The sequence below is a fragment of the Natrinema halophilum genome (genome assembly GCF_013402815.2).
In the GTDB taxonomy this organism is placed as follows: domain Archaea; phylum Halobacteriota; class Halobacteria; order Halobacteriales; family Natrialbaceae; genus Natrinema; species Natrinema halophilum.
The window spans coordinates 2,838,138-2,861,334 of sequence record NZ_CP058601.1; the positions used below are offsets into that span (position 1 = coordinate 2,838,138).

General features: G+C 59.8%; 25 protein-coding genes and 2 pseudogenes. 17 read left to right on the top strand and 10 right to left on the bottom strand.

The annotated features are described in order from the left end of the window. Nucleotides 1-27: 27 nt before the first annotated feature. Complete coding sequence (locus HYG82_RS34445) at nucleotides 28-630, bottom strand: hypothetical protein (protein WP_235217697.1); 603 nt, start codon at nucleotides 628-630, stop codon at nucleotides 28-30. 412 nt (nucleotides 631-1,042) lie between these two features. On the opposite strand from HYG82_RS34445, the gene upp reads away from it, so the two are divergent. Continuing rightward, entirely contained in the window at nucleotides 1,043-1,720 is a 678-nt protein-coding gene (upp, locus tag HYG82_RS34450; protein WP_179264520.1) for a uracil phosphoribosyltransferase, read from the top strand. A 114-nt stretch (nucleotides 1,721-1,834) separates the two neighbouring features. After that, nucleotides 1,835-2,212, top strand: a complete 378-nt coding sequence (locus HYG82_RS34455) for a cupin domain-containing protein (protein WP_179261709.1) — start codon at nucleotides 1,835-1,837, stop codon at nucleotides 2,210-2,212. Between the two features lie 86 nt (nucleotides 2,213-2,298). On the opposite strand, the gene HYG82_RS34460 is transcribed toward HYG82_RS34455, so the two are convergent. Then, a complete protein-coding gene (locus HYG82_RS34460) occupies nucleotides 2,299-2,502 on the bottom strand; it encodes a YgaP family membrane protein (RefSeq protein WP_179261711.1) in 204 nt (67 codons plus the stop codon). Nucleotides 2,503-2,886: 384 nt separating this feature from the next. Between HYG82_RS34460 and HYG82_RS34465 the strand changes: the two genes are divergently transcribed. Further along, entirely contained in the window at nucleotides 2,887-3,639 is a 753-nt protein-coding gene (locus HYG82_RS34465; protein WP_235217698.1) for a hypothetical protein, read from the top strand. A 49-nt stretch (nucleotides 3,640-3,688) separates the two neighbouring features. Here the strand turns inward: HYG82_RS34465 and HYG82_RS34470 are convergent, their stop codons facing one another. Beyond that, complete coding sequence (locus tag HYG82_RS34470; RefSeq protein ID WP_179261715.1) at nucleotides 3,689-4,297, bottom strand: IMPACT family protein; 609 nt, start codon at nucleotides 4,295-4,297, stop codon at nucleotides 3,689-3,691. 219 nt (nucleotides 4,298-4,516) lie between these two features. Here HYG82_RS34470 and HYG82_RS34475 point away from each other — a divergent pair, with 219 nt between their 5' ends. Beyond that, nucleotides 4,517-4,960: a DUF7522 family protein gene (locus HYG82_RS34475; RefSeq protein ID WP_179261717.1), complete on the top strand. Its 444-nt coding sequence runs from the start codon at nucleotides 4,517-4,519 to the stop codon at nucleotides 4,958-4,960. 21 nt (nucleotides 4,961-4,981) lie between these two features. Here HYG82_RS34475 and trpY read toward each other — a convergent pair whose 3' ends face one another. Further along, a complete protein-coding gene (gene trpY, locus HYG82_RS34480; protein ID WP_179261719.1) occupies nucleotides 4,982-5,485 on the bottom strand; it encodes a TrpY family transcription regulator in 504 nt (167 codons plus the stop codon). Between the two features lie 153 nt (nucleotides 5,486-5,638). On the opposite strand from trpY, the gene HYG82_RS34485 reads away from it, so the two are divergent. Then, on the top strand, nucleotides 5,639-6,583 hold the full coding sequence (locus tag HYG82_RS34485; RefSeq protein ID WP_179261721.1) for a hypothetical protein: 945 nt from the start codon (nucleotides 5,639-5,641) through the stop codon (nucleotides 6,581-6,583). A gap of 656 nt (nucleotides 6,584-7,239) precedes the next feature. Here HYG82_RS34485 and hisB read toward each other — a convergent pair. Further along, a complete protein-coding gene (gene hisB / locus HYG82_RS34490) occupies nucleotides 7,240-7,827 on the bottom strand; it encodes an imidazoleglycerol-phosphate dehydratase HisB (RefSeq protein ID WP_179261723.1) in 588 nt (195 codons plus the stop codon). Nucleotides 7,828-8,132: 305 nt separating this feature from the next. On the opposite strand from hisB, the gene HYG82_RS34495 reads away from it, so the two are divergent. Beyond that, nucleotides 8,133-8,402, top strand: a complete 270-nt coding sequence (locus tag HYG82_RS34495; RefSeq protein WP_179261725.1) for a DUF8028 family protein — start codon at nucleotides 8,133-8,135, stop codon at nucleotides 8,400-8,402. Between the two features lie 171 nt (nucleotides 8,403-8,573). On the opposite strand, the gene hisA is transcribed toward HYG82_RS34495, so the two are convergent. Beyond that, the gene (gene hisA / locus HYG82_RS34500) at nucleotides 8,574-9,335 is read right to left on the bottom strand and encodes a 1-(5-phosphoribosyl)-5-[(5-phosphoribosylamino)methylideneamino]imidazole-4-carboxamide isomerase (protein ID WP_179261727.1); all 762 of its coding nucleotides are present in this window, start codon (nucleotides 9,333-9,335) and stop codon (nucleotides 8,574-8,576) included. Between the two features lie 118 nt (nucleotides 9,336-9,453). On the opposite strand from hisA, the gene HYG82_RS34505 reads away from it, so the two are divergent. The 3 genes from HYG82_RS34505 to HYG82_RS34515 all read left to right on the top strand — a co-directional run bounded on the left by HYG82_RS34505 (nucleotide 9,454) and on the right by HYG82_RS34515 (nucleotide 13,275). After that, entirely contained in the window at nucleotides 9,454-11,316 is a 1,863-nt protein-coding gene (locus HYG82_RS34505; RefSeq protein ID WP_179264522.1) for an SLC13 family permease, read from the top strand. A 315-nt stretch (nucleotides 11,317-11,631) separates the two neighbouring features. Beyond that, nucleotides 11,632-12,810: an inorganic phosphate transporter gene (locus tag HYG82_RS34510; RefSeq protein ID WP_179261728.1), complete on the top strand. Its 1,179-nt coding sequence runs from the start codon at nucleotides 11,632-11,634 to the stop codon at nucleotides 12,808-12,810. Between the two features lie 36 nt (nucleotides 12,811-12,846). Next, nucleotides 12,847-13,275: a universal stress protein gene (locus HYG82_RS34515; RefSeq protein WP_179261730.1), complete on the top strand. Its 429-nt coding sequence runs from the start codon at nucleotides 12,847-12,849 to the stop codon at nucleotides 13,273-13,275. A gap of 11 nt (nucleotides 13,276-13,286) precedes the next feature. On the opposite strand, the gene HYG82_RS34520 is transcribed toward HYG82_RS34515, so the two are convergent. Beyond that, a complete protein-coding gene (locus HYG82_RS34520; RefSeq protein WP_179261732.1) occupies nucleotides 13,287-13,712 on the bottom strand; it encodes a hypothetical protein in 426 nt (141 codons plus the stop codon). A gap of 170 nt (nucleotides 13,713-13,882) precedes the next feature. On the opposite strand from HYG82_RS34520, the gene HYG82_RS34525 reads away from it, so the two are divergent. The 5 genes from HYG82_RS34525 to fer all read left to right on the top strand — a co-directional run bounded on the left by HYG82_RS34525 (nucleotide 13,883) and on the right by fer (nucleotide 16,916). Continuing rightward, entirely contained in the window at nucleotides 13,883-14,035 is a 153-nt protein-coding gene (locus HYG82_RS34525; RefSeq protein WP_179261734.1) for a hypothetical protein, read from the top strand. 36 nt (nucleotides 14,036-14,071) lie between these two features. Further along, nucleotides 14,072-15,253 (top strand): inorganic phosphate transporter, encoded by a 1,182-nt coding sequence (locus HYG82_RS34530; protein ID WP_179261735.1) that lies wholly within the window; start codon nucleotides 14,072-14,074, stop codon nucleotides 15,251-15,253. A 128-nt stretch (nucleotides 15,254-15,381) separates the two neighbouring features. Then, entirely contained in the window at nucleotides 15,382-15,735 is a 354-nt protein-coding gene (locus tag HYG82_RS44495) for an inorganic phosphate transporter (protein ID WP_343233057.1), read from the top strand. Nucleotides 15,736-15,837: 102 nt separating this feature from the next. Further along, nucleotides 15,838-16,170 carry a hypothetical protein gene (locus tag HYG82_RS44500; protein WP_343233058.1) on the top strand — a complete coding sequence of 111 codons (333 nt, stop codon included), beginning with the start codon at nucleotides 15,838-15,840 and terminating at the stop codon, nucleotides 16,168-16,170. Between the two features lie 356 nt (nucleotides 16,171-16,526). Further along, complete coding sequence (gene fer / locus HYG82_RS34540) at nucleotides 16,527-16,916, top strand: ferredoxin Fer (RefSeq protein ID WP_179261737.1); 390 nt, start codon at nucleotides 16,527-16,529, stop codon at nucleotides 16,914-16,916. A 522-nt stretch (nucleotides 16,917-17,438) separates the two neighbouring features. Here fer and HYG82_RS44655 read toward each other — a convergent pair. Beyond that, nucleotides 17,439-18,264 (bottom strand): annotated as a pseudogene (locus tag HYG82_RS44655) (winged helix-turn-helix domain-containing protein). A 629-nt stretch (nucleotides 18,265-18,893) separates the two neighbouring features. Between HYG82_RS44655 and HYG82_RS34545 the strand changes: the two are divergent. Continuing rightward, a pseudogene (locus tag HYG82_RS34545) lies at nucleotides 18,894-19,338 on the top strand (integrase core domain-containing protein); the annotation flags it as partial. Nucleotides 19,339-19,741: 403 nt separating this feature from the next. Here the strand turns inward: HYG82_RS34545 and HYG82_RS34550 are convergent. Then, complete coding sequence (locus tag HYG82_RS34550; RefSeq protein ID WP_179261739.1) at nucleotides 19,742-20,479, bottom strand: MBL fold metallo-hydrolase; 738 nt, start codon at nucleotides 20,477-20,479, stop codon at nucleotides 19,742-19,744. A 132-nt stretch (nucleotides 20,480-20,611) separates the two neighbouring features. Here HYG82_RS34550 and HYG82_RS34555 point away from each other — a divergent pair, with 132 nt between their 5' ends. Both HYG82_RS34555 and HYG82_RS34560 read left to right on the top strand, forming a co-directional pair. Beyond that, nucleotides 20,612-21,439: an NAD-dependent epimerase/dehydratase family protein gene (locus HYG82_RS34555; RefSeq protein ID WP_235217699.1), complete on the top strand. Its 828-nt coding sequence runs from the start codon at nucleotides 20,612-20,614 to the stop codon at nucleotides 21,437-21,439. A 232-nt stretch (nucleotides 21,440-21,671) separates the two neighbouring features. Continuing rightward, nucleotides 21,672-21,938: a hypothetical protein gene (locus tag HYG82_RS34560; RefSeq protein WP_179261741.1), complete on the top strand. Its 267-nt coding sequence runs from the start codon at nucleotides 21,672-21,674 to the stop codon at nucleotides 21,936-21,938. A gap of 377 nt (nucleotides 21,939-22,315) precedes the next feature. Here the strand turns inward: HYG82_RS34560 and HYG82_RS34565 are convergent, their stop codons facing one another. Then, a complete protein-coding gene (locus tag HYG82_RS34565) occupies nucleotides 22,316-23,140 on the bottom strand; it encodes a mycofactocin-coupled SDR family oxidoreductase (protein ID WP_235217700.1) in 825 nt (274 codons plus the stop codon). Nucleotides 23,141-23,197: the final 57 nt, after the last annotated feature.

Here is a 23,197-nt window from a genome sequence, read left to right on the forward strand (position 1 = left end):
ACGATGGGTGAGGCGAGTCGGTATACGCTAGTACTGCTGCCTTTGCTCCTGGCTCCGGGCCGTTCCCTGGCCGCTCATTCCGCGACTCTGGCCTGTTTCGTGCGTTGGAAGCTGTTGGCCGCCGGCCATCGGTTGTTGACCGCCCATCTGTTGGCCGCCGGCCATCGGTTGTTGACCGCCCATCTGTTGGCCGCCGCCAACCATCTCGAGGACCGTCGAACAGGAATCGATCGTTCGGTCGATCGCCGAAATCGTCTCGGAGATATGCGGGTGTTGCTGGTACTGCTGGAGTTCGGGCAGGCTCTCGGTCGCGACCCTGATGAACGTATCCGCGACTTCGGGCCCGAACATCGAGTCGCGCGCGATCAGCTTTTTGTTGAGTTCGGCCAACTCCGAGATGTCGTGACAGATCTGTGCGGATGTCGCGAGTTGCGGGCCTTCCAATGCACACTCCTTCGCACACCAATCGGCGATGTTCGTCAGTTCGGTGAAATCCTCGAGAGCGATTCGGAGTTCGTTAGTGAGGTGGTCCTCGAACGACTGCTGGCCCTGTATTCTCTGCCCGCCCATCGATTGGCCGCCCGTCTGTTGCCCGCCCATCGATTGGCCGCCCGTTCGTTGCCCGCTCATCGACTGCCCACCTGTCTGTTGGCCGCCCCTCGATTGGCCACGCATCTGTTGGCCGCCCATCGACTGAGTTGGCTGCGATCCGTACTGTTCCGTCGGCTGTCCGTGCTGTGGCTGTTGGTTGAACTGGTGGCTCATCGGTAGTAGCTGCCCGTGATAGGGCACCGGAGGCTACACCGATCGATCGATTAAACCGGGTCCACTGTTACGACCGTTTCTGATGGCCGCCGTCGAGACCGCGGCACAACAGCGGACGGTCGAAATCGTCCCCAGGCAGGACACAGGAGCCAGTAATATTGTACTAGCGATCGCAATACCGGATTTCGATACCTGCCGGATCGCACAAAATTACGATGCAGGGTTCCACTTTCGGCCGACCGACACTGTGAACTACCCGGCGCGTGGCCATACGAATATGCCGATCGAAGACCGGGAAAATGCCTATCTCGTTACCCACGCACTGGCGAAGGACACGCTCTCGCGACTGCGCGACGTTGAGACCGAGCAGGTCAGCTTCCGAAAAGGCCTGGTCAAACTCGGCCGAATCTGCGGGTACGAAATCATCGACGGTCGAATGGAAACGGAGTACGTCGAAATCGAAACCCCCCTCGAGATGACGATGGGCGAGCGCGTACGTGGACTCGACAACGTCGTGATTGTCAACGTCCTGCGCGCCGCAACGCCGTTCGTCGAGGGACTGCTGAAAGCGTTCCCGCGAGCGCGTCAGGGAGTCATCAGCGCGAGCCGCGACGAAGAGGCGGGTCGCGACGAAGACGGGTCCTTCCCGATCACCGTCGACTACGTGAAACTGCCCGAGATACACGAGGAGGATACGGTCATCATCGCCGATCCCATGCTCGCGACGGGGAGTACGATGTGTACAGTCCTCGAGCACGTCGTCGAGAACGCGACGCAACCGGAGAACCTGATCGTCCTCTCGGCGTTGTCAGCACCGGAGGGATTGCTCCGGGTCGGCGAGGCGTGTCCCGACGCGGACCTGTTGACGGTGTCGATCGACGACCGACTCGACGACGACGGCTTCATCGTTCCCGGCCTCGGCGACGCCGGCGACCGCGCGTTCCGCACGACCTAAGACCACGTCGGTCGAATCGTCGGCCGCCTGAACCCGCTTGTGACCGTCGACGATGACCCCGACTCGCGTCGCAGCCGTCGACGGATTTTTGCAGATACCCTTGGATCGACCCCTATGGACTATTCAGTCGTCGATCCGGACGACCTCGAGTACGTCGCCGATCGTCCGTGCGATCTCCGTCGGTTGAGCGAGGCGGCCGGAATGGATCGCGTTGCGATCAATCGCTTCGACGCGGACCCGGGCGAACAGCGACCGCTGGCGTACCACTACCACGAGACTCAGGAGGAAGCGTTCGTCGTCTGCTCGGGAACGTTGCACGTCGAGACGCCGGATGGCGAGTTCGGGGTCGCGGCGGGATCGATGTTCACAGCCCCGCCCGAGGCGCCTCACCGAGCGTACAATCCCGCCGATGCCGACGAACCGGCTTCCGTCGTCGCGATCGGTGCCCCGCCTGTCGACGGCGATGCGGTTCCCGACGAGACCGACGAATGACCGGCCCACGCGCCGGCCCGGTATCCTCGGCCCTGATACTCTTGATCTCGCTATCCTGGATCTCGATCGCATCGCCCGCAGCGGTATTATCGATTAGTTCCGCACGTATCGACCCTCAGCAGTGCGTTTATCGGGCATCGCTGAACGACCGCGGTCGCGAGGAGGTCGCTTCCAGCGACGAACGCAAGGGTACCGACCGTCCGATTTCGGTTTCGATACCCGACCAGTAGTAGCATCGCTGCGAGGATGGTGCGGCCGAGGCGGTCGAATCCGCAGACGTTTCGCTTCACAGGCGGCTGTACGTGTGTCCCGCGTATATTCATGGCCCCTGCATCCGTCCTATACTGACGTTCCTTGCTGTACCCCTCCGTTTCCAGTCGAACCCGCCCCCCGTCTGCTGAATTTGTCGCGAAGTGCTCCAGTCGAACCGATCACCCGGTCGGACTACCCCTCGGGGTATAGTTGTTGCATCTATCGGTCGCTCTCGTTTCCTTCCGATCGTAATACAAATTGCAACAGCGAACGATAGCAACGGAATGAATGGTGGTGGTTCGATCGATAGTCCCCTAACCGCCGATCGACCGTCCGAAACACGCGATTCGGCGTTTCGACTCGCGTTCGGTGGATACATCGGCGCGCTCGTAGGCGGGTTCGTACTGGTTTGGACGGCTTTTATGGACGCGTCGGTTGTCGCCGTCGCTGGAGTAGCCGTCAGTGGATTTCTGGGTGGCTTTTTTGTCGGAATCGGGATCGGACGACTCGACGGCAGACTCGCAGATCGCCTCGGCAGCCGTTGGCACCAACGGGTGACGGTTCTGTTTTCGGTCGTTCCGTTCAGTATCGCCGCCGGCGCTGCAGCACTCGGCGGAGTCGAGCCTCGAGTCGGTGTCGCCGCGCTCGCTTCCACGGTCGCCGTCACAGTCGCGGGCTGGGTCGCCGTGCGGCTGGCGGAGACCTGCTACGTCGATTCGATCACCGACGATGATCCGGTCGCGACGTGGCAATGGGAGCCTCCGGGCAACACGTGGCTGTACGGGATCTTCGTCGTCGTATGGTTGTTGGACGGGGTGAAATACGCCGTGTCCGGACGGTGGATGGCGTCGATTGCAGTGGCGGGATTCGCCATCAGCTGGCTCTGTATCGCTGTCGACGAAGGGGTATGGCAGTTCGAACGGATGGGGGCGACGCCAGCGATCCGAGTCCACGAGGCTGGGCTCGTCATACAACGGCCGTTCAGGCGATCCATCGTGCTGTGGGAGGACGTCTCGCACGTTCGGTTGCGTGATGACGAACTCGTCTTCGACCGCGGCTTCTTCGACGTGCGCTTCGACCGCGACGAGGTCGCGGACCTCGAGGCCGTACAGACGGATATCGAACGGATTCTCGAGCGCGTTCAAATCGACGGATTCCGTCTGCTCCCGCGGTAGGCGCTCGTCCCCGAACCGGTCACTACCGGTGAACCGGGTCCCGCTTCGATCACTCGAGTTCGGCCCGGTCGCTCGTTGCGCTTCGAAGCCGATCACGGAACGCGTCGCCCTCCGTGGTCGGAACGCGGACGTCGAAGGTGACTCTCGCCTCGTAGTCGGCGTCGAACTCGTACCCAACGCTTTCCAGAATAGAGCGGACGGTTCCCGAATCGTCGTAGTCGACGGTAATCGCGACGCGCTCGTGGGGTCGTTCTTTCACAACCCCCGCGTTCTCGGTGGCCTCTTTGACGGCCCGGGAGTAGGCCCGGACGAGACCGCCGACGCCGAGATTCGTTCCCCCGTAGTAGCGGGTCACTACGACCGCGCAGTTCTCGAGTTCTTGCTGGGTGAGGACGTTCAACGCCGGCTTGCCAGCCGAACCGGAGGGCTCGCCCTCGTCGCTCGAGTACTCGCGCAGGAAGTCGCCGTCGCCATCGGCCCGCACTCGATAGGCGGGGACGTTGTGAGTTGCATCGTCGTACTCGGTCTGTACCGTGTCTACGAACGCTTCAGCTGCCGGGACGGAATCGACGGGTCGGACGTGGCCGATAAACTCTGAGCCCTGAACGACGAACGCGGCAGTTGCGGGCTCCGCGACGGTTCGATACGCGCGGCTCACGGCGGTCCACCTCGCATGTCCCGCGAGGCTCGCCGTCCGGGCCGCGGTTCGAAGCCCACCATGGCGAATCGATACGACGGCCCGCGAAATGAGAGCGTCGGTCCCCGACTGTCGAGTGCGGTCGGTTCTCCTTTCGCGTTTGCAACTGCAACCGATGGTTTCGGAGACAGTTTTGGGTGGACCCGTACGCTATTATTTTTCCACGTGGTGTATTCACCTATGGACGGTGAGACTATCGATTCTGAACTTGCGGACGAACTTTACAGCGTCTGCCGAACGACGGTCGGTGACGAACTGCGTAGTATCACCTACTTCACCGAGGACGACGTCGAACAGCTGTACCTCCGCTCGGACCTCGAGCAGACCGCGGACCTCGTCGGCTTCGCCGACCACGAGCGGCTAGGATTTCACTCGCAGTCGGCCTACCGAAACACGCAACTCGGCGAGTATCAGGCGACGATCCGAATGTTCGAGAACGGCTTCCTCTCGCGGGTGATCCGCGGGCCTCACGGCGCCTGGGTGACGACCGACGATATGTCGATCGAGCGGTTCGAGGAGCTGACGAGCGCACTCGCGTCGGTTCTCGACGACTTTGCGGATGCCGTCGATCCCGATGGCGACGGTGATACCGACGATAGCGGCGAACCGGTCGGCGACGAGTGACCCCTGCGTCTACCGACGCCCTCACTGGAGTTCGATCTTCCGGACGAATCCGAGATCGCGAATCGCGGTGATCACGTCGCCCGGCAGGTTCTCGTCGGTGATCAGATACAGTCGTGGCTCGTCGGTGAACTCCGGGTCTTCGCTTATCGTCTGCCGGATCGAGATCCCGTGGTCGGCCAGCGTTCCCGTAATCTCGGCGACGATCCCCTCCCGTTCGGCATCGTCGACGGCGATCGCCAGCACCGTCAGGTCGAGTACGGGAGCCAGATCCATCAGGCTCGGCACCTGCGAAATGTTCTGAAAAATTCGGCGCAGCTCGGGATCCTCGAGGATGACGTCGGTCGTCGAGTCGACGACGCGTCGGTCGACGCCGATTTCGCGGGCGATTCCGGTGTTTGGAATCTCGATCCCGCCCGAGACGACCCGGCCGTCGTCGTTGACCGAAAAGCCCCGCTCGAGCAGCAGACGGATGACGGCCTGCTGGCTCGGTGACCCTTCGAACTTCTCCATGATCTCGTCGAACATTCGATGTTGGCTCTACGGGCGCCGCAGTATAATGGTCGGTGATTCTCCCGATCGAATCGCTCAATCGGCGCCGCTTGCAGGGCAGTGTCGTTTCGTCTTCTCGCGGAGTGAATTGGCAGATGCTTTTTTATTCTCCATCGGAGAGACGAGACTATGCGCGAACTCCGGAGCTGTGATTTCTGTGGTGCCACCGCTGCCGGCGCGTTCGAGATCGTTCCGCCTGAACTCGAACCGACCGAGACCGAACAGCGCCGCGTCGTGCTTTGTTCCGACTGCAAAGACCGACTCGAAGCGCTGATCGAACCGCTGCTCGCTCGTGCCGGCGCCGAGACCGAGTCCCACACTGAAACGAGAGAGTCGAAGGTGTCCGGAGCCGGACGGACCGATAAGACGGAATCCGCCGTCGCGACGGCGGACGAATCGACGGAAAAACGACGTCGAACCTCACGCTCGAATTCGACTACTACCGAGCCAAACGCCAGCGACGGATTCGACGCTGAAACGGATTCCGATCCCAACACGGAAGCTGCCGCCGAGTCGGTACTCGAGGACGGGATCACGTTCGAGCGCACCGATCCCACGGCCGGAACCGACGTGGAAACGGTCGGTGATGAACCCGAGATGGTTGACCGTGGTGACGCGAGAGCTGCGGGTGACGCGAGAACCGGGGATGACGCGAGAGCTGCGGGTGACGCGAGAACCGGGGATGACGCGAGAGCTGCGGGTGACGCGAGAACCGGGAATGACGCGAGAGCTGCGGGTGACGCGAGAACCGGGAATGACGCGAGAGCTGAAGGTGACGCGAGAACCGATGCAGAGGAAGACCATGGGTCAGCGTCGGCCACCGAGTCGCCGACCGATGACGGGATTGCTGAGGTCGGATCGACGGGAACTGAGTCGACGAACCGAAAACCGGCTGCCTACAGCAAGGTCATTCGGCTCCTTCGAAACCGTCATTTCCCCATGCAACGCAGCGCCGTCGAGGAATTGGCGGCGGGGGCGTACGACCTCGAGGAACACGAAGTCGAGACGATAGTCGACTACGCCGTCGAGAACGGGGAGTTCGACGAGGAACGGGAACTGCTCGTTCGGCCGTAGTCGAGGCGAGCATACACCGTTCGTTCCGCACACGAGTCGCGGACGAGGACGAAGTCAGAGACGGGTACGAGGACGTGGTAGAGACGGGTACGAGGACGTGGTAGAGACGGGAATTTGCGACCTGTCGTGTCGTATCGTGTGGCCGGGTACGGGCCGTTCGAAGCTCCCGTCTCATCTGTTCGGGCGGCGAGGATTCAGCAAGTGGTAGGGTGGAGCCTCCTTCCGCAACGAACGAAGTGAGTAGGGAGGAGGGGAAACCCGTTCGAGAACGTTTAATACGCCCGAAACCACATCAATATTTACTGCCGTCCTCGCACACGTCGGGGTCGGTAGGAGCCACCAGTAGACTGGCTCCCGTGGTGCGATACACACGCACCCAATACTCGGGAACGACGACCGCGAACGGGTGGAAGTCCCGTTCCCCGCTTGGGGAGAGAGCGTGAGAACACCGGGAAGTAAATCGGCGGGACGATCCCAGCCTCGGTTGGAGTGGGAGGCGTATAAAATCGCGCCCACGCCGAGGCAAGGACGGTAAGAGGAAGCCGGGCCACGTCCATGCATGGGGTCACGGGGCACAATGTCGGCGCGGTAAAGCCCCGTCCTCGAGGAGTGACCGACCGCCGCAAGGTGGAAGGGAGCGAGTAGGGCGGGGTAGTTTACAGGGTGCCTTTGGTACTCGGCGTTCCGTCCCGACGGTCGTCGATTCGCGTGGCGTCGTCGAGACACCTGGTTACCGCTTTGAACAGGGCCTCGACCTCGTGGTGTGCGTTCTCGCCGGTAACGTCGAGGTGAAGCGTCAGACCAGCGTTCATCGCCAGCGACTCCCCGAAGTGACGCGCCATGTCGCTCGTGAACCCCCCGACCGAGTCCTGGGAGAAGTTCCCGTCGAAGTAAAAGCGCGGCCGCCCGCTTACGTCGACTACCGCGCTGGCGACGGCCTCGTCGAGCGGAACCCGACGGTCGGCGTATCTGACAATTCCCGAGCGATCGCCGAGCGCGTCGTCGAACGCCTCGCCGAGGACGATGGCCACGTCTTCGACCGTGTGGTGGTCGTCGATCTCGAGGTCGCCGTCGCACTCGATCTCGAGATCGAACAGTCCGTGTTTGGCGAACGACGTCAACATGTGATCGAAGAAGCCGATTCCGGTGTCGATCGTCGCAGCTCCGTTCCCGTCGATCTCGAGCGTACACTCGATCGACGTCTCGGCCGTCTCTCGCGTGACGGTTGCCGTTCGCTCGCTCATGACGGATCAATGCTGCCCCCGGTACAAGGGGATTCCGCTCGTCGCCGTCCGTCTGCTGCGGGTAGCGTCAGTCGCGACGAGACCGCTCGGTTCGCGACAGTCGCGGCGGGTTCGCCCTCGATTGGAGACGAATCGAGATACCCGACGAGAGGAGGTATTAAAAGGTTTGAACGGTTTTAAACGAGTATAAAAATCGCTATTTCTCGGACTAGTCGGGGTAAAACGGGCCGAAACGGCGCCAATATTCAGCCCATTATATGATCTGTGGATTGAATGTTGATATCGAGAAGAGGTGTCCCGACCTGATGTCCAATCCCTCCCCCCTTTCGAACGAATCGATCGCTTCGTCCTCCCCTGAGGCGGAGTCACGACCCGGACGCCGCCGCCGTTTAGTCCACTCACTCAAAGGCCCGACGCAGTTTTTGTCGTTCTGGGTCGCCATCATGCTGCCGTTCGTGCACCTCCCCCTCCTCGCACAGGGCCTCGGCGATCCGTCAGTGACGCTGACGTTTTCCATTTTGCTGGTGGCTAACGTCTTCGCGCTCTATCTGGGTCACGGATACAACCGAAGTTAACGCCCTTCTCGAGTTCATTGGCTAGACCTCGATCCGGCCAGTTTCGTCAGCATCGTCGCTTTCGAACCCGGGCCCGTCTACCGATCCAGCGGCCGACACCAGCGGCAGACGGGTCGCGGTTACAGATTCCATCGTCTCGTGCTTGCGGGCGGGTCGCCAGTCGAGGATGAACTACTCGTGGTCGTCGACTGCGGCCTGTGCCTCCTCGAGCGTGAATTTTCCTTCGTACAGTGCACTGCCGACGACCGCCGCGGACGCGCCGACTGCCTCGAGCGCTTCGACGTCCTCAATCGTCGCTACACCCCCGCTTGCGATTATGGGGACGTCGGTCGCCGCGACGAGTTTCCGAACCGGGTCGGTCGCGATGCCCTCGAGTTGTCCCTCGACGTCCACGTTCGTGAACAGAATCGCGGCAGCGCCAAGGTCCTCGTACCGCGTGGCAGCCTCGACGGGCGAAATACCCGCACTCTCGGTCCATCCTTCGACGACGACCTCGCCGTTTTTCGCGTCGAGGCTGACGACCACGCTATCCGGGAACTCCTCGCTAATCTCGCCGACGATGTCCGGGTTCTCGACCGCTGCGGTGCCGAGGATGACGCGGTCGACGCCGCGCTCGAGCAGGTCGACGGCCTCGTCCGCCGTGCGAATCCCGCCGCCGAGTTGCGTGGGAACGTCGACGGCATCGATCACCGCGTCGATGGCCTCGGCGTTCGCTCGTTGCCCCTCGAACGCGCCGTCGAGGTCGACGAGGTGAAGCGTGGTTGCACCGGCATCGACCCACCGCTTTGCAGCCTGGACGGGGTCGCCGTAGGCCGTTTCCGTTCCGCGTTCGCCCTGAACTAACTGAACGACTTCGCCCCCCTGAATGTCCACCGCCGGAATTACCTCGAACGACTCGGGCCGGTCCGAGCCCTCGTCTGTCTCGCTCGTCATATCCCTGTGACCGTGGCCGTCGCGAGTAAAGGCGACGGTTTCGTCGGACGACCATCGTCTCTACACTGTGTTCGTTCCCAACAGAAATATTACATGTATGGTCGGTGTGGAACTCGCTATGTTCCTGCCGGTGTGCGTGTTACTCGCACAGACGACCGCAACCCGGCCCGAACTGACGACCGACGCGCTCGTCGTCTTCGGCGTCGTCGCCCTCGCGGTCGTCCTGTTCCTCACCGAGCGCCTGCCGATCGACGTGACTGCGATCCTGCTTATCGTGGTGCTCGTCGTCCTCGAGCCCTGGACGGGAATCGATCCCGTAACCGGCATCTCGGGCTTTGCGAACGAAGCGACGATCACGGTGTTGGCGATGTTGATTCTAAGCGGTGGAATCAGCCGCACGGGACTCGTTCAGGAAGTCGGCCGGCGGATGGCCACATTTGCGGGCGACAGCCTGCGTAAGCAACTGTTCGCGACCGTCGCTGCGTCCAGTCCGGTCTCCGGGTTTCTGAACAACACGCCGGTCGTCGCGCTCATGGTTCCGGTCGTTACCGACGTCGCAAATCGAGGGGGAACGTCACCGTCGAAGCTCCTCATTCCGCTTTCGTACGCCTCGCAGATGGGGGGCATGCTCACGCTCATCGGGACGTCCACGAACATCCTCGCGAGTGACGTCAGCGCCCGTCTCGGCACGCAATACCCCGAACTGCATCGGTTCTCGATGTTCGAGTTCACGCGCCTCGGTCTCCTCGTCGTCGTCGTCGGGAGCCTCTACCTGATCTTCGCCGGCCACTACCTCCTGCCGGAACGCGTCCCGCCGCGTGCCGACTATCTCGAGGCGTACGACCTGGGCGATTACATCGCCGACGTCGCCGTCGTTCCGGGCTCGCCACTCGTCGGCGGGACGGTCCGCGATGCGACCGCGGCGCTCGGCTCGGAGGTCGACGTCGTTCAGGTGATCCACGACGGGACGCGGTCGATCGCCCCTCGCCAGGCGACCGCTCTCGGGGAGGGCGACGTCTTGGTCGTCAGGACGAACCGCGACGCGATCGCGACGCTCGAGGGCGCCACGGGTCTGGAACTCGTCGGCAGTCCGAAGCCGACGGCGACACTTTCGACGGACGACGAGATGGGTATCCTCACGGAACTTGTCGTCTCATTGGATTCCAGGCTGGTCGGTGAACGCCTCGACCCCGAGCAGTTCCGCGAGGAGTTCAACGCCGCAGTTCTCGGACTGCGGAGCCACGGCGAACTCGTCGCCGAGCGCATCGTCGGCAAACGCCTCGATGTCGGCGATACGCTGCTCGTTCAGGCACCGCCGGACACGCTCGATCGACTCGCCCGTCGGGACGACGTGATCGTCGCCCGCGAACCGCCCCGGCCGGACTACCGCGCGGATAAGGCACCGGCTGCCGTCGCTATCATGATCGCCGTCGTGGCCGTCGCCGCCCTCGAACTCTACCCGATCCTGATCTCCGCGCTCGCGGGCGTCGTCGCGATGGTCGTCACCGGCGTGTTAGAGCCAAACGAACTGTACGACGCCGTCGAGTGGGACATCATCTTTCTGCTGGCAGGCGTGATTCCGCTCGGGATCGCACTCGAGGAGACCGGCGGGGCCGCGTATCTCGCCTGGATGGTCGTCCAGTCGGCGGGATTTCTGCCGACGATCGTCGTGCTGTGGCTGTTTTACATCCTGACCGGCCTCCTCACGGAGGTCATCAGTAACAACGCCAGCGTCGTGCTTCTGATTCCGGTCGCAGCGGCAGCGGCGGCGGGTATCGGTTCGAATCCGTTCGCGTTCGTGCTGGCGGTGACTTTCGCCGCGAGCACCGCTTTCCTGGGGCCGATCGGGTACCAGACGAACCTGTTCGTTTACGGCCCGGGCGGCTACCGGTTCGGCGATTACTTTCGAATCGGTGCGCCGCTGCAACTGCTGTTGTCGATCGTGACCGTACTCGGTATCGTGTTCTTCTGGGGCGTCTGAGGGGTGGATGAACGATAGATCACCGGTTGAACACTTTCCGACGCGATAGTCGATCCTTCAGTGGAGACGGTCCGGCCGACTCGAGCCCGAACGCCGTCCCGCCGTCGGCTGGCTGCGGAATCAGGGCCGCCGGAATCGGCTATACCTTCGCGATACAGCCGACCGTCTGACCGACACGTGACAGCTATCGAATCTGTTCTCGGTTGCTACCGTACGGACAATCAGCGATCGAGACCGCGAGATATCGGTATCAACCGGACAACGTATCACGCAATTCCCCCACTTATTTGGCCGACAGCAGTGTACCGTGGATCGATGGTCGAAACCGTGCTGTTGGTCGGTGTCGTCGCGTCGGTTTTCGTCGGCTTCAACATCGGCGGTTCGTCGACGGGGATCACGTGGGGTCCGTCCGTCGGCGCTGGGATCGTGACGAAGACTATGGCGGCGGCAGTCATGACCTTCTTCGTCTTCTTCGGGGGCTGGACCGTCGGTCGGAACGTGATGGACACGCTCAGCGAGGGAATCATCACGACTGACCTCACGCTGACTGCTGGAGTCGCCGTCCTCTTTTTCATCGGCCTGGGGATGCTCGTCGCCAACATCTTCGGCGTCCCGGTCCCGACGTCGATGACGACCGTCGGTGCGATCGCTGGCCTCGGACTGGCAACCGGGACGCTCAACTACGTGACGATCGCGGGGATCATCTCCTGGTGGATCGTCACGCCGATCATCGGCCTCTGGGTCGGTGTGCTGATCGGTCGCTACATCTATTCATGGATCAATCGGCGAGTGAAGATCGAGAAGTCCGAGGGACCGTTGCTGCGGCTGGATCGGCAAGGCGCGGTTCCGACGCCGGCGCTCGGTCCGAACACGACCTGGCAGGAACTCGTCACGACGGTCGCCGTCCTCGTCATCGGTTGTTACATGGCGTTTAGCGCCGGCGCGAGCAACGTTCCGAACGCCGCCGCACCGCTGGTCGGGACCGCCAGCGGACTGGAACCCGACACCGCGATCGTCGTCGCCACGCTCGCGATCGGCCTCGGCGGCTTCACGATCGCTCGGCGAACGATGGACTCCGTCGGCGGCGAACTGAGCGACATCCCGCTGCTCGCGGCGCTGTTCGTCATGGTAACTGCGTCCACGATCACGACGGTGCTCTCATGGGCCGGCATCCCGATCAGCCTCGTGATGGCGACGGTGATGACGATCGTCGGCATCGGCTGGGGCCGGGCAACCCGTCCGATCACGGTCCGCGAGGCTGTCACCCGCGACGTGGAGAACCCCGAGATCGAACTGGGCGCCATCGTCGCCGAGGAGAAAGCCGGCGAGACGGCCCCCAGAATCGGCGACCCGGAGCCCGAAGAGGTGCTTCGCGGTGAGGACCTCTTCAACCCCCGCGCGATCATCAAGTACGTCTCCATGTGGATCATCGGCCCGTCGATGTCGACGATCCTCGCGTACGCCTTCTTCTCGATCCTCCCCGGAGTCGTCTAACGGGCACTTACATCACTGGCCGCCCTAGGCCGGCGTATGCTCTCGGACATTCTGGTTCCGATGGACGACTCCGAACACGCCGGCCACGCCCTTGAGTACGCGCTCGAGAACAATCCCGATGCCGAGATCACCGTCCTCAACGTCGTCGGCGTCCCGTCGATGTTGATGGGGGACGCGGTGGGTCTCTCGCTCGAGGGCGACCTCGACGCCGCTGCCGAGGAGCGCGCCGCGGGGGTCTTCGAGCGCGCTCGCATGATCGCCGACGAACGCGACCGCGAAATCGAAACGATCGTCGGCATCGGGCATCCGGCTCGAAACATCATCGACCGTGCCGAAGCGTACGATGCGGTCATCCTCGGCAGTCACGGCGAGGATTGGGGCCGTGCGACACGCCGATTCCTGGTCGGAAACGTAGCCGAGACGGTGTCGAAACGGGCACCGGTTCCGGTGACCATCGTCCGCTGACGTCCCAGTCCCTAGGTCTTCGATTCGTCCTCGACCGACTCCTCGATGATCTCCTCGACTTCGTCCTCTCGAGGGCGGCGGTCGACGCGGTCGTCGACGGATTCGACCTTCGCCTGTACCTCTTCCAGTTGCTCGCCAACCGTCTCCTCGACGGTTTCACCGACCGTCTGATCGACCGTCTCTTCGACGGTGTCGCTTACGGTTTGCTCGACGGTCTCCTCGACCGACCGCTCGACGGTTTCCTGTACGGTCGACGTCATCCAGTCGGGATCGAACCGCGCCATCTTCCAGACGACGTGGAGGATATACGACGCGAAGACGCCAAGCCCGAACGTCAGGCCGACCCGAATATCGAGCGTCGCGATCAGCGCGATCGAGATGAGGATCAATCCGCCGTACGCGAGGTCGATGAGCGCGTCGACGCGCGCCGGTCTCATCGCCGAATAACGTCCGAGTCCGCAGCGATCAGCGCGTGCTTCGATCCCGAGTGAATGCATCCGGGTCTCGGACTGTCGTCCGACCGAACCGTGGGTACGCGTAGCAACATACTGTCCTAACACACGGTCCGACTCGATGAAATCCTTTGGGATCGCGGGGACGGCGGCGAGTGCCTCCAGCTCCGCTCGTCTCGAGGTGCTCGAATCCAGTCCGCGCGGGGAGCGCACACGTCGGCCGTCGGGCGGGCCTCGAGCGGGTCGCAGCCGACGAGTGGCGATCGGTTCACGACTGGCTGACGGCCCACTGGTACGGCCGCGGATAGTCGTTTTTTTACGGTCGGATCGCGTGATTTCTGGACGTGCCGGAAGTACTGCTTATCGTAGGAATCATCACGGCGATCTTCGTCGGGTACAATATCGGTGGCTCGACGACCGGCCCCGCATTCGGACCGGCCGTCGGGGCGAACGTGATCACGAAGGTACTGGCTGCCGGACTGATGTCGATCTTCTTCTTTCTCGGTGCCTACACGATCGGCCCGCAGGTCGTCGACACGCTGGGAAATGAACTCGTCGCGGACACCTCGGTTTTTACGTTGCGGGCGAACGTAGCCGTGTTGTTCTTCATCGGCGGCGCGTTGTTCGTCGGTAACTACGCCGGCGTCCCCGCTTCGACGTCGATGACCGCCGTCGGTGCGATCGCCGCGCTCGGGTTTGCGACTGGTGAACTCAACTGGGACATCCTCGGCGAGATCGTTGTCTGGTGGGTCGTCGCACCGATCGTTGGCTTCTGGGTTGCCGGCGTCGTCGGGAGGTACTTCTATCCGCGGATCAACGCCTGGGTTGCCATCGAAGGGAACCGGGAGGGGCGACCGATGGTCACCCTCGATCGCTCGGGTATCGCGCCGCGACTTCAATTCGGCGCTGGCGCCAACCGACGCGAGATCACGGGTGCGTTGGTCGTCGTCGGTATCGGCTGCCTAATGGGCTTTGCCTCGGGAACGAGCAACATCGCGAACGCGATCGCACCGATCTACGGCACCGGCGACGTCGATATGACGACGCTGATTGTGATCGGTTCGGTGGCGGTTGCGGTCGGTTGCTTTACGATCGCCCGCCGAACCCTCGATACGCTCGGGAGCGACATCACGAATTTGCCGTTGACCGCGGCGATCGTCGTCGCAGTCATCAGTTCGGGAATCGTCGTCACGCTTTCGTGGATCGGCATCCCCGCGAGTTTCGTCGTCATCGCGACGATGAGCATCGTCGGACTGGGCTGGGGACGAGCAACCCGTACGACGACACTTTCCGACGTTCGGGCTGGCGAGAGAACCCCCGTCTCGGTCGGAGCGCTGACCGCCGAAGAGGAGGGCGAACGGTCGCCCAAGATCGGCGAGGAGGAACCCGAGGACATCCCTCGGGCTGCTGACCTGTTTGACCCGTCGACGACGGCTCGAGTCATTCTCATGCAAAACGTGGTCCCAGCCCTTTCGACCGTCGGCGCGTACCTCACCTTCCGATTCGTGCCCATCTTCGGGTTCTGACCAGCCGCGACAGTAGTCCCGGATCGAGCCACGGACTGCCCGACTCCCGTCGCAACACCTGTCACACCCGATGATATTCCTCTCATCGCTCCGAAACGTCTTTTCTGGAAGACGGAATGGTGTTCGGTATGGTTTCCGCGATTCTCGTTCTCGGGCTCGTCGTGGCTGTTTTCGTGGGCTTCAACATCGGTGGGTCGTCCACGGGAATTGCCAGGGAGCCGGCCGTCGGTGCGGGTGCCATCGGCAAGACCGCGGCCGCGGCGCTCATGTCGATTTACGTCTTCGTAGGGGGCTGGAGCGTCGGGCGCAACGTCATCGAGACGATGGGTGGCGACATCGTCCACCCGAAATCTTTCCGCTTCAGGCGAGTGCGGGCTACGACGGCACCGATCTCGGCATCGGGATCAGCCACTCGCGATCAGCCTCGGCGGGTTTACGATCGCTCGCCGGACGATGAAAGCGGTCGGCAACGATCTCACTGAACTCCCGCTGCTGGCAGCGCTTATCGTCGCCGTCACCGCCGCGTCGATCACCACCTTCCTCTCTTCGATGGGGTTTCCGATCATCCCGTGATGGCGACGGTGATGGCCATCGTCGGCCTGGGCTGGAGGCGCGCAAGTCACACAGCGACGATTACCGGCCTCGCACGCAGCGAGGAACAACTCGAGTTATCGATGAACGTCCTCACCCTCACACAGGAACCGGCCGAAGAAGTTCTCAATATCGGCGAAGAAGAACCCGAAGAGGTCGTCGATGCGGACGACTTGGGCGGCCCGGGGCGGTTGCTCGGTTCAGCGCGTTCTGGATCATCGGCCCGTCTGCGTCGGCCGGACTGGCGTACGTGTTCTGTCTGCTCGTGCCGATCTGAGATGACGACGGTGGCCGGAAATCGACGAGCTCCTTCACGATGCACCTGACTGACCGCCCTCGTCCAGGTTCGCGAGAGACGGTCCTTTCGCTACCCGACACCTGTGCCGAGAACCACGTCTCTGATCGAGTCGGCGGGACGACGAAAACGACAACTGGATGAGGTGTGTGGGAGACGAAGTCGCTTCACAGCCGGGAGATGTCGCCGACGACGTGAGGTGTCGAACCCGGCAACTAACACGATGGTCGGCGAATATGTCTGGACGTATCTTTTTTCTCTCCCGTTCGACGTTCGATCTTGTAACGATACTGCCCATTCTTCCCTTCGAAATTGTCAATTCTGACTCAAAGACAATGTAGGACTGAACAGCAAGCTATACCAGTACGGGACTCGAATCGGTGAGTGATGCCCACGGTAGAATACCTCAATTACGAAGTACTGGATGATCAGGGCTGGGACATGGACGACGATGATCTCTTCGACGAGGCCGCCGACGCTGGCCTCGACGAGGAGGATTACGGCACGCTCGAGGTCGCCGAGGGCGAATACATCCTCGAGGCGGCCGAAGCGCAGGGCTACGACTGGCCGTTCTCCTGTCGTGCAGGGGCCTGTGCGAACTGTGCGGCGATCATCAAAGAAGGCGAAATCCAGATGGACATGCAGCAAATCCTCTCGGATGAGGAAGTCGAAGAGAAAAACGTCCGCCTCACTTGCATCGGATCGGCAGAGACCGACGAGGTCAAAATCGTTTACAACGCCAAGCACCTCGACTACCTGCAGAATCGCGTCATCTGAGCAACAGCGTACGACACCCGTTTTACATACATCCGTATCGGGGTTGTATAACTCCCGAATCTACTACTTTTTACCGCCCAGAAGCAGTTGCAACTGCTTCGTGAGACAGTGCAAAGTGAGCGAAAATCTGCTAACGGGGTGGTTACGAGCGGGCCCCGTCGTGTCATTCACTCGGCAAGTGCAGAGATTCAGATACCGTTGTTGTCGTTCGTGACCACCAGTCTGCGGCTTAGATCACGTTTCACTGAAACGTCGAAAACTTTACCGCAAGCAGCCAGCAATCGTAACGAGCCATCGACTGGTTCGGCAATCACGAGCAACCGCGACCACGGAAGATCCAGTCATCCGGGGTAGGTGTCTGCTGGTGAGGTTGCAGAACCTGTCTCTGGATCGAATTCGCGTTGTGCATGAACTCGATCATCGATGGCTGAATAATATGAACGGAACAGTCGTTCCACCGGGATACGCTACGTCCGCGGGCTGAGACAATTCGGGGTTTGCTGCATGCACCTATAGTGGTGATTAGAAATAACTGCCCACTTTTGGTACTGAAATGATCAGGGGGAGTCCTGATCGCTGTGATTGCTACCTCGAGGGAGTCGAAGAATCGGTCGCTGAGATGTGACTCCAATTGTCTCCAGGACTCGTGGCATATTCTTCGAAGTGAACGAAAATGCGGTCACCGTCTACGGAGATAGCGCTCACCAAACTTGTTCAGTCACGTTTCCCGAGAGTTCGACGGATCGGTGCGTGAGCACGGAAACCACACGGCACGGGACTTGACCTGAACGGCCAAGAAATTGGACGAATTTCTTGGCGTGATTGATACTTACTACTGTGGCATCTATCCTCTGGTGCATTGTTTGCGTTCATCAGAGAATTCGGCTGGTTCGTCTTCTTCGGCTCGAAGACACCGTTTTTGATAACTCAATCCCGCTTCTTTCAGTAACCGGCGGCAACTTGGGAGCGAACACTTGCCACTGTGCGTTTCTTCGAGGTACTGCTAGATCAGTGCCGTCGTCCACGCTGGCACTTCGATGCAGTCCTTCCTCGGTGGTCCGTGGACGATCTTCTTGAACCTCGCATGCTGTGTTTCTGAGCGTTTTCGCTCTTTCCAGGTTCGGTCACCATCAGTAACGGCTTGTTCAACCGACTCGTCAGTGTCGAGTCGAATGAACAATCTACTGATTGTTCGTCAGCCTGTGTCGTGCCACTTCACAAGGCCGGTCTGCGTGGCACTATTTTGGCACGTAATTGCTGCTAACAGTCGTTGTGTTGGGTTATTCGCCTCAATATTGGCGTGTGCGCTTTGAAGTTCTTCGACGGGTACCTCGGTGCGGTGATCCATTGGATGAGCCAGTATGGATTGGGAAGAAAATTCTAATGAGTACTATAGTTTTGGCTATTAGACGCAATTCTGTGCCCCAGATGACGACACAAAAAGGACAGTACGAATATCGTTTACTACACCGTGTTATCGTCGTGAGCGCAGGGTAGTGTGACATCCTCCCCGCCGGAAACGGCGGGGAATTCTCTCCTCGAAGAAAGATAGCACCATTGGCTTTGTATATCCGGAAAGTGACTAATGAGATTTCTATGTGTTATAGCAGTGTATAAAATGTAAACTTTTCTTCTGGTTTTCGCCCGATTCCCATCCACAAATTAGGAAGTGACCACTGCAGATTGCCGGGGTATACATCCATTTTTCGATCAGTTTTGTTCGACAAAACCGAGTTGTGTCTTCATTCCGTATCGGAAATTGGAAGTCAGATTGTCGTAAACACCAGCCAGAAACATACTTAGAGCGGTTGTGGCCCTCTGTTACATGATGAAGAAGTATATCGGCTGAATTGGTGCTTTGTCAACCGAAGATTGCATTAGCAGGATCGTCTTTTGAGCCACTCGATATTGCAAATTATCGGCAATATAGAACAGCAACTATATAAATAATAATTTTGATAATAGTGCCTAGCAACGGCTTCGCTGTCGCAGGTCGCCATTGATGAGACAGCTGTCAAGACCAATGGAAACTGGTTTTGGTCAAATAATGCATTCGCAACCGACTCACGTTGATTCTCGATGTCGCAGTCTTCGGCGGAGAGGGACTGATCCAGTCGCAGCATTCGTTCATAGATTGACTGAGAAACACGATCTCTCCGAAGCTGTGTTTCTCGTCGATGGCTGGGGCTATCTGACTGCCCTCGCTCGATTTGGGTTGAGTGGCCAACTCGACTACGTCGAGAGAAACCTGATCGAACAGTGGATTCACACCCTCAAAATGCGGGTCGACCGTTTCCATAACCCGTGGGTCGGCAGTCGGGCTAGCATCAGAGAGTGGCTTGAACAGTTCAGACACTATTATAACACACAGCGACCACACCAGTCACTCAACGGTCAAACACCAGCAGAGGTGCTAAACTAGTTACTGACGAAACGAATGAATTAACCACGTCGTATAGTAAGCGACATTATTTGTTTTATTTCCTGACGATTTCTCAGCGTCCATCGAAAGAAAATCGGTGCAGATGCCGCTACGTTTCCCGTCACCTCAACGCCTGGCTTAAAATTGGGTCGAAATCACCGGACTGAATACACATAGGACAACTTGAAAATCGGGGACTCCAATAATTCTCTTTACTGATCGCTGGAACAGTATGTATGATTCTCACCGGTTTCGGATCACTGCTCGTGCAATCAACGAAATATCATTCTTGAGACACATGCGCCACTGGAACCAGTTACTTTCTCCGTCTGTGCGCCGAATTTCAGCAGCGCCACGACGATCTATCTGTTGGACCCACTCCAGTCTGAACTCGGCGAGAAGATTACGACTGTGAGTAGTCGGTAAGCGTCTGAGTCTCGCCTGCGGACAGTTTCAGAAGATTCCGGGGCTTCGTTCCCGAGAGTCGCGCATATTCGTCTCGGAACACGTCTAGTTCGTCGCTTCCTGGAATGTAATGAACCGGCAGGATATCGACGCCGTCGAACCAGTTCGCGGCCACTGCAGCGTCATCCGGGGGCAATGGCGGATGAGCGCCTGGTGCGCTGCCGACGGGTAGCAGGACGAGGTCGGGTTCGTATTGATCAACGAATAGTTCAAGATCACTGAAAAGCGATGTATCGCCGACGTAGTAGAGGCTTGTCGGGCCAAAATCGAGGTAAAAGCCAATCGCCATCCCCGACCGATTTCCCACGGAAGATTCGAAGTACGACAGGTGTCTGGTTTCCATGGCTCGTACCTCGTACCCCTCGAGTTCGAATCGGTTGCCCCAGATTACGCGTTCAACGGCATCTTCAGTCAGCCCCAAGCCCACGAGATGTTCGACGACCGCGGGTTCGGTGATGACGGTCGCGCCAGACCGAGATGCTATCTCGAAGGTGTCGCCGAGGTGATCACTGGCACCGTGGGTGACGAAAATGTACTCGACGTCGTCAAACGCGTCGATATCCGGGGTTTGCCACGGTGGGTCCGTGATCCACGGATCGAATAATAGTCGAGTGCCGTCGACGCACACTTCGAACGACGAGAGGCCGTAGTAGGTCAATTCCACGTGAACGCTCATAGCGTATCACATGGACGGATTCCTTATATCCCCATCGTTTCACCGAATACGAACGCGTTTTCGTCATCGTTGAATCCGTTCCAGCCGATGGCAACGCTTTATATACAATCGCGAGTATTTTTCTCTGTACCAATGACTACAGACGTCCTGATGACTGGTGCTTTCGGTCGTGTTGGGCACGCGATTATCGACCACATAGCAGACCACGACGAATACGAATTTTCGTACCTGAACAGATCTGACCGCGATGCATACGAGACGGTCGTCGCCGACGTCAACGACTACGAGGCAATCCGTCCGGCCTTCGACGGACAGGATGCTGTTATCCACCTTGCGGGGTATCCCGAACCGGATGGAACGTGGGAAGAAGTTCTCAAAAGCAATATCATCGGGATGTACAACACACTTGAAGCCGCACGTGACGCTGGTGTCGAGTCGTTCATCTTCGGGTCGACGAATCACGTCGTCGGTATGTACGAGGTCGACAACGCGCCGGACATCTACGACCCCGACTTCGACCTGACCGTCGACCATACCTCACCTGTGCGGCCGGACTCGTATTACGGATCTTCGAAGGCGTTTGACGAGGCTATCGGTAGATTCTACGTCGAGAACTTCGAGTACCCTGAACGCTTTTACGCGCTTCGCATCTGCAGCGTCCGTCACCAGGAGTACGACCACCCCTACGGTGACGCCGAACACGGTGTCGACAACGGAAAGTGGGAGCGTGGAAGCGAAAAGTATGACGAAATGGTTGATCGAATGAAAGCGATGTGGCACTCGCGGCGCGATCTCGCACAGTTGATCGAATGCTGTCTCGAGGATGATACCGTCGAATTCGACATCTTCAACGGGGTCAGCGACAACGACGGTCGCTGGTTCGATATCGAGCACGCGCGTGAGGTTCTCGGATACGAGCCACAGGACAACGGCAACGAGTGGTCCGAGCCACCACGGTAATTTGCTACCAGTTGCGCGTCTCTGTGGGTGAGGAAAGCCCGTTCCTGCCGCTGGCGCGGATGGGGATACAGGAAACCGCTATTTGCCGGTCACCCTCTGTCGTACTTCTGTACCGGCGTCACGTTCGACGGACAAAGGCGACGATGTCCAACACACCCCGCGTGGTACTGGTACGATAGGTGAATCGACCGTCTTTATTCGGAGCTTTTTCGCATAGTGCCGTCGTTCCCGCATGAATACCCTCTACCTCGGTTTCAGTGACTCAGGGGTTTTGATCGGTGCTGCAAGGGGTCTCTGGCGCAACCATGCCTTCTGGGGTGCAGAGTTCGATGCAGGCACCGTCGCCGTCGATGTATACGCTGGGCCTGCTGGTTTCCCCGTCGAACTCGGAACGAAAGCTGATCCCAGGCAGACGGTTGTCGGAATCCGCGAGTACGCCGCTTGTGCCTACCGTAGCGTTCGAACGTTTCCGATGAAAACGAAGTCGAGGCGGCAGTAGAGACGGCATCCGATACGTCCGAGTACGACTGCCTGTCAATTGCGTCTATTCGACGGCCGCGAATACACTCGACGTCGAAGCGCCAGCAGACGTATTCAGCATCGAATTCCTCGCCTACTTCTGTGGATTCTCCGCCGCCTGAAACATCTCTGGACCGGGTTGGGTTCTGACGACGGAGGGCAGGCAGCCCTCTGGCTTGCAAGCGCCGCCACACGGTGCGTTACCGGTCCAGCCGTTCCTGTCGACGCCGGATTCACAGCAACGCAGTAGTCACCCACCGATGCCATTCCAACGGTGTTGGAAGCCTGCGAGGCCTCCTGCCCAAACAGCTGGAATTGAAGACTGGTACGGTTCAGTTTGGCACACACTGGAACAGGTTACTTGATTGTAAAGCCCGCGTCGACGGGGAGAGCCGCACCAGTGACGTACCGAGCGGCATCGCTCGCCAACCAGAGGAACGCCTCGCTCACCTGCTCCGGTTCAATCGCGCCAGTGCCGAATATATTCCACGGCCCCGATAGCTCGGCCGCTTTTTCGACGTATTCACTGCCGTAAACCCTGCTGGTTTCTTCTACACCTGGGGTATTGGTTCCTGTCGGAAGGACGCAGTTGACGTTGACGTCATATTCGGCCAACTCGAGTGCTAGCGACTTGGTCAACCCGATCACACCGTGCTTACTTGCGCTGTAATGACCCATTCCGTGTTGGCCCACGATACCGGTCGTCGACGACGTCGAAACGATCTTTCCACCCTCGTTTCGCTCCATGAAGTACTTGCCAACGTGTTTGGAACAGAGCCAGACGCCCTTGAGGTTCACATCTAACACGGCGTCCCACTCCTCTTCGCTGACCTCTGTCAGAAGCCCGAAATCCCCGATACCTGCGTTGTTCACGAGTACGTCAATCCGTCCAAATTCGTCGATAGCGGCCTCGATTGCCTCTTCGACATCGGATTCGTCCGTTACATCCGTCTTGACTGGCAGTACATCTGCGCCGGTTTCCTCGACGCTAGAAAGCATCTCGTCAAGATCGTCGCTGTTGGCCCTGTGCGTCTCTAAATTGTCAGTGTCCTCATATAGGTCGAGCGCTACGATATCCGCACCATGTTCTGCGAATTTGACAGCATGGCTTCGACCCATCCCTCTGGCTGCTCCGGTGACTAGCACGACCTGATCACTGAAGTCATAACTCGGCAGGTTCATGATCTTCTCGTCACAGCCAAGGGAAAAATAGGTTCCGAATTCGCACCGATCGATCTG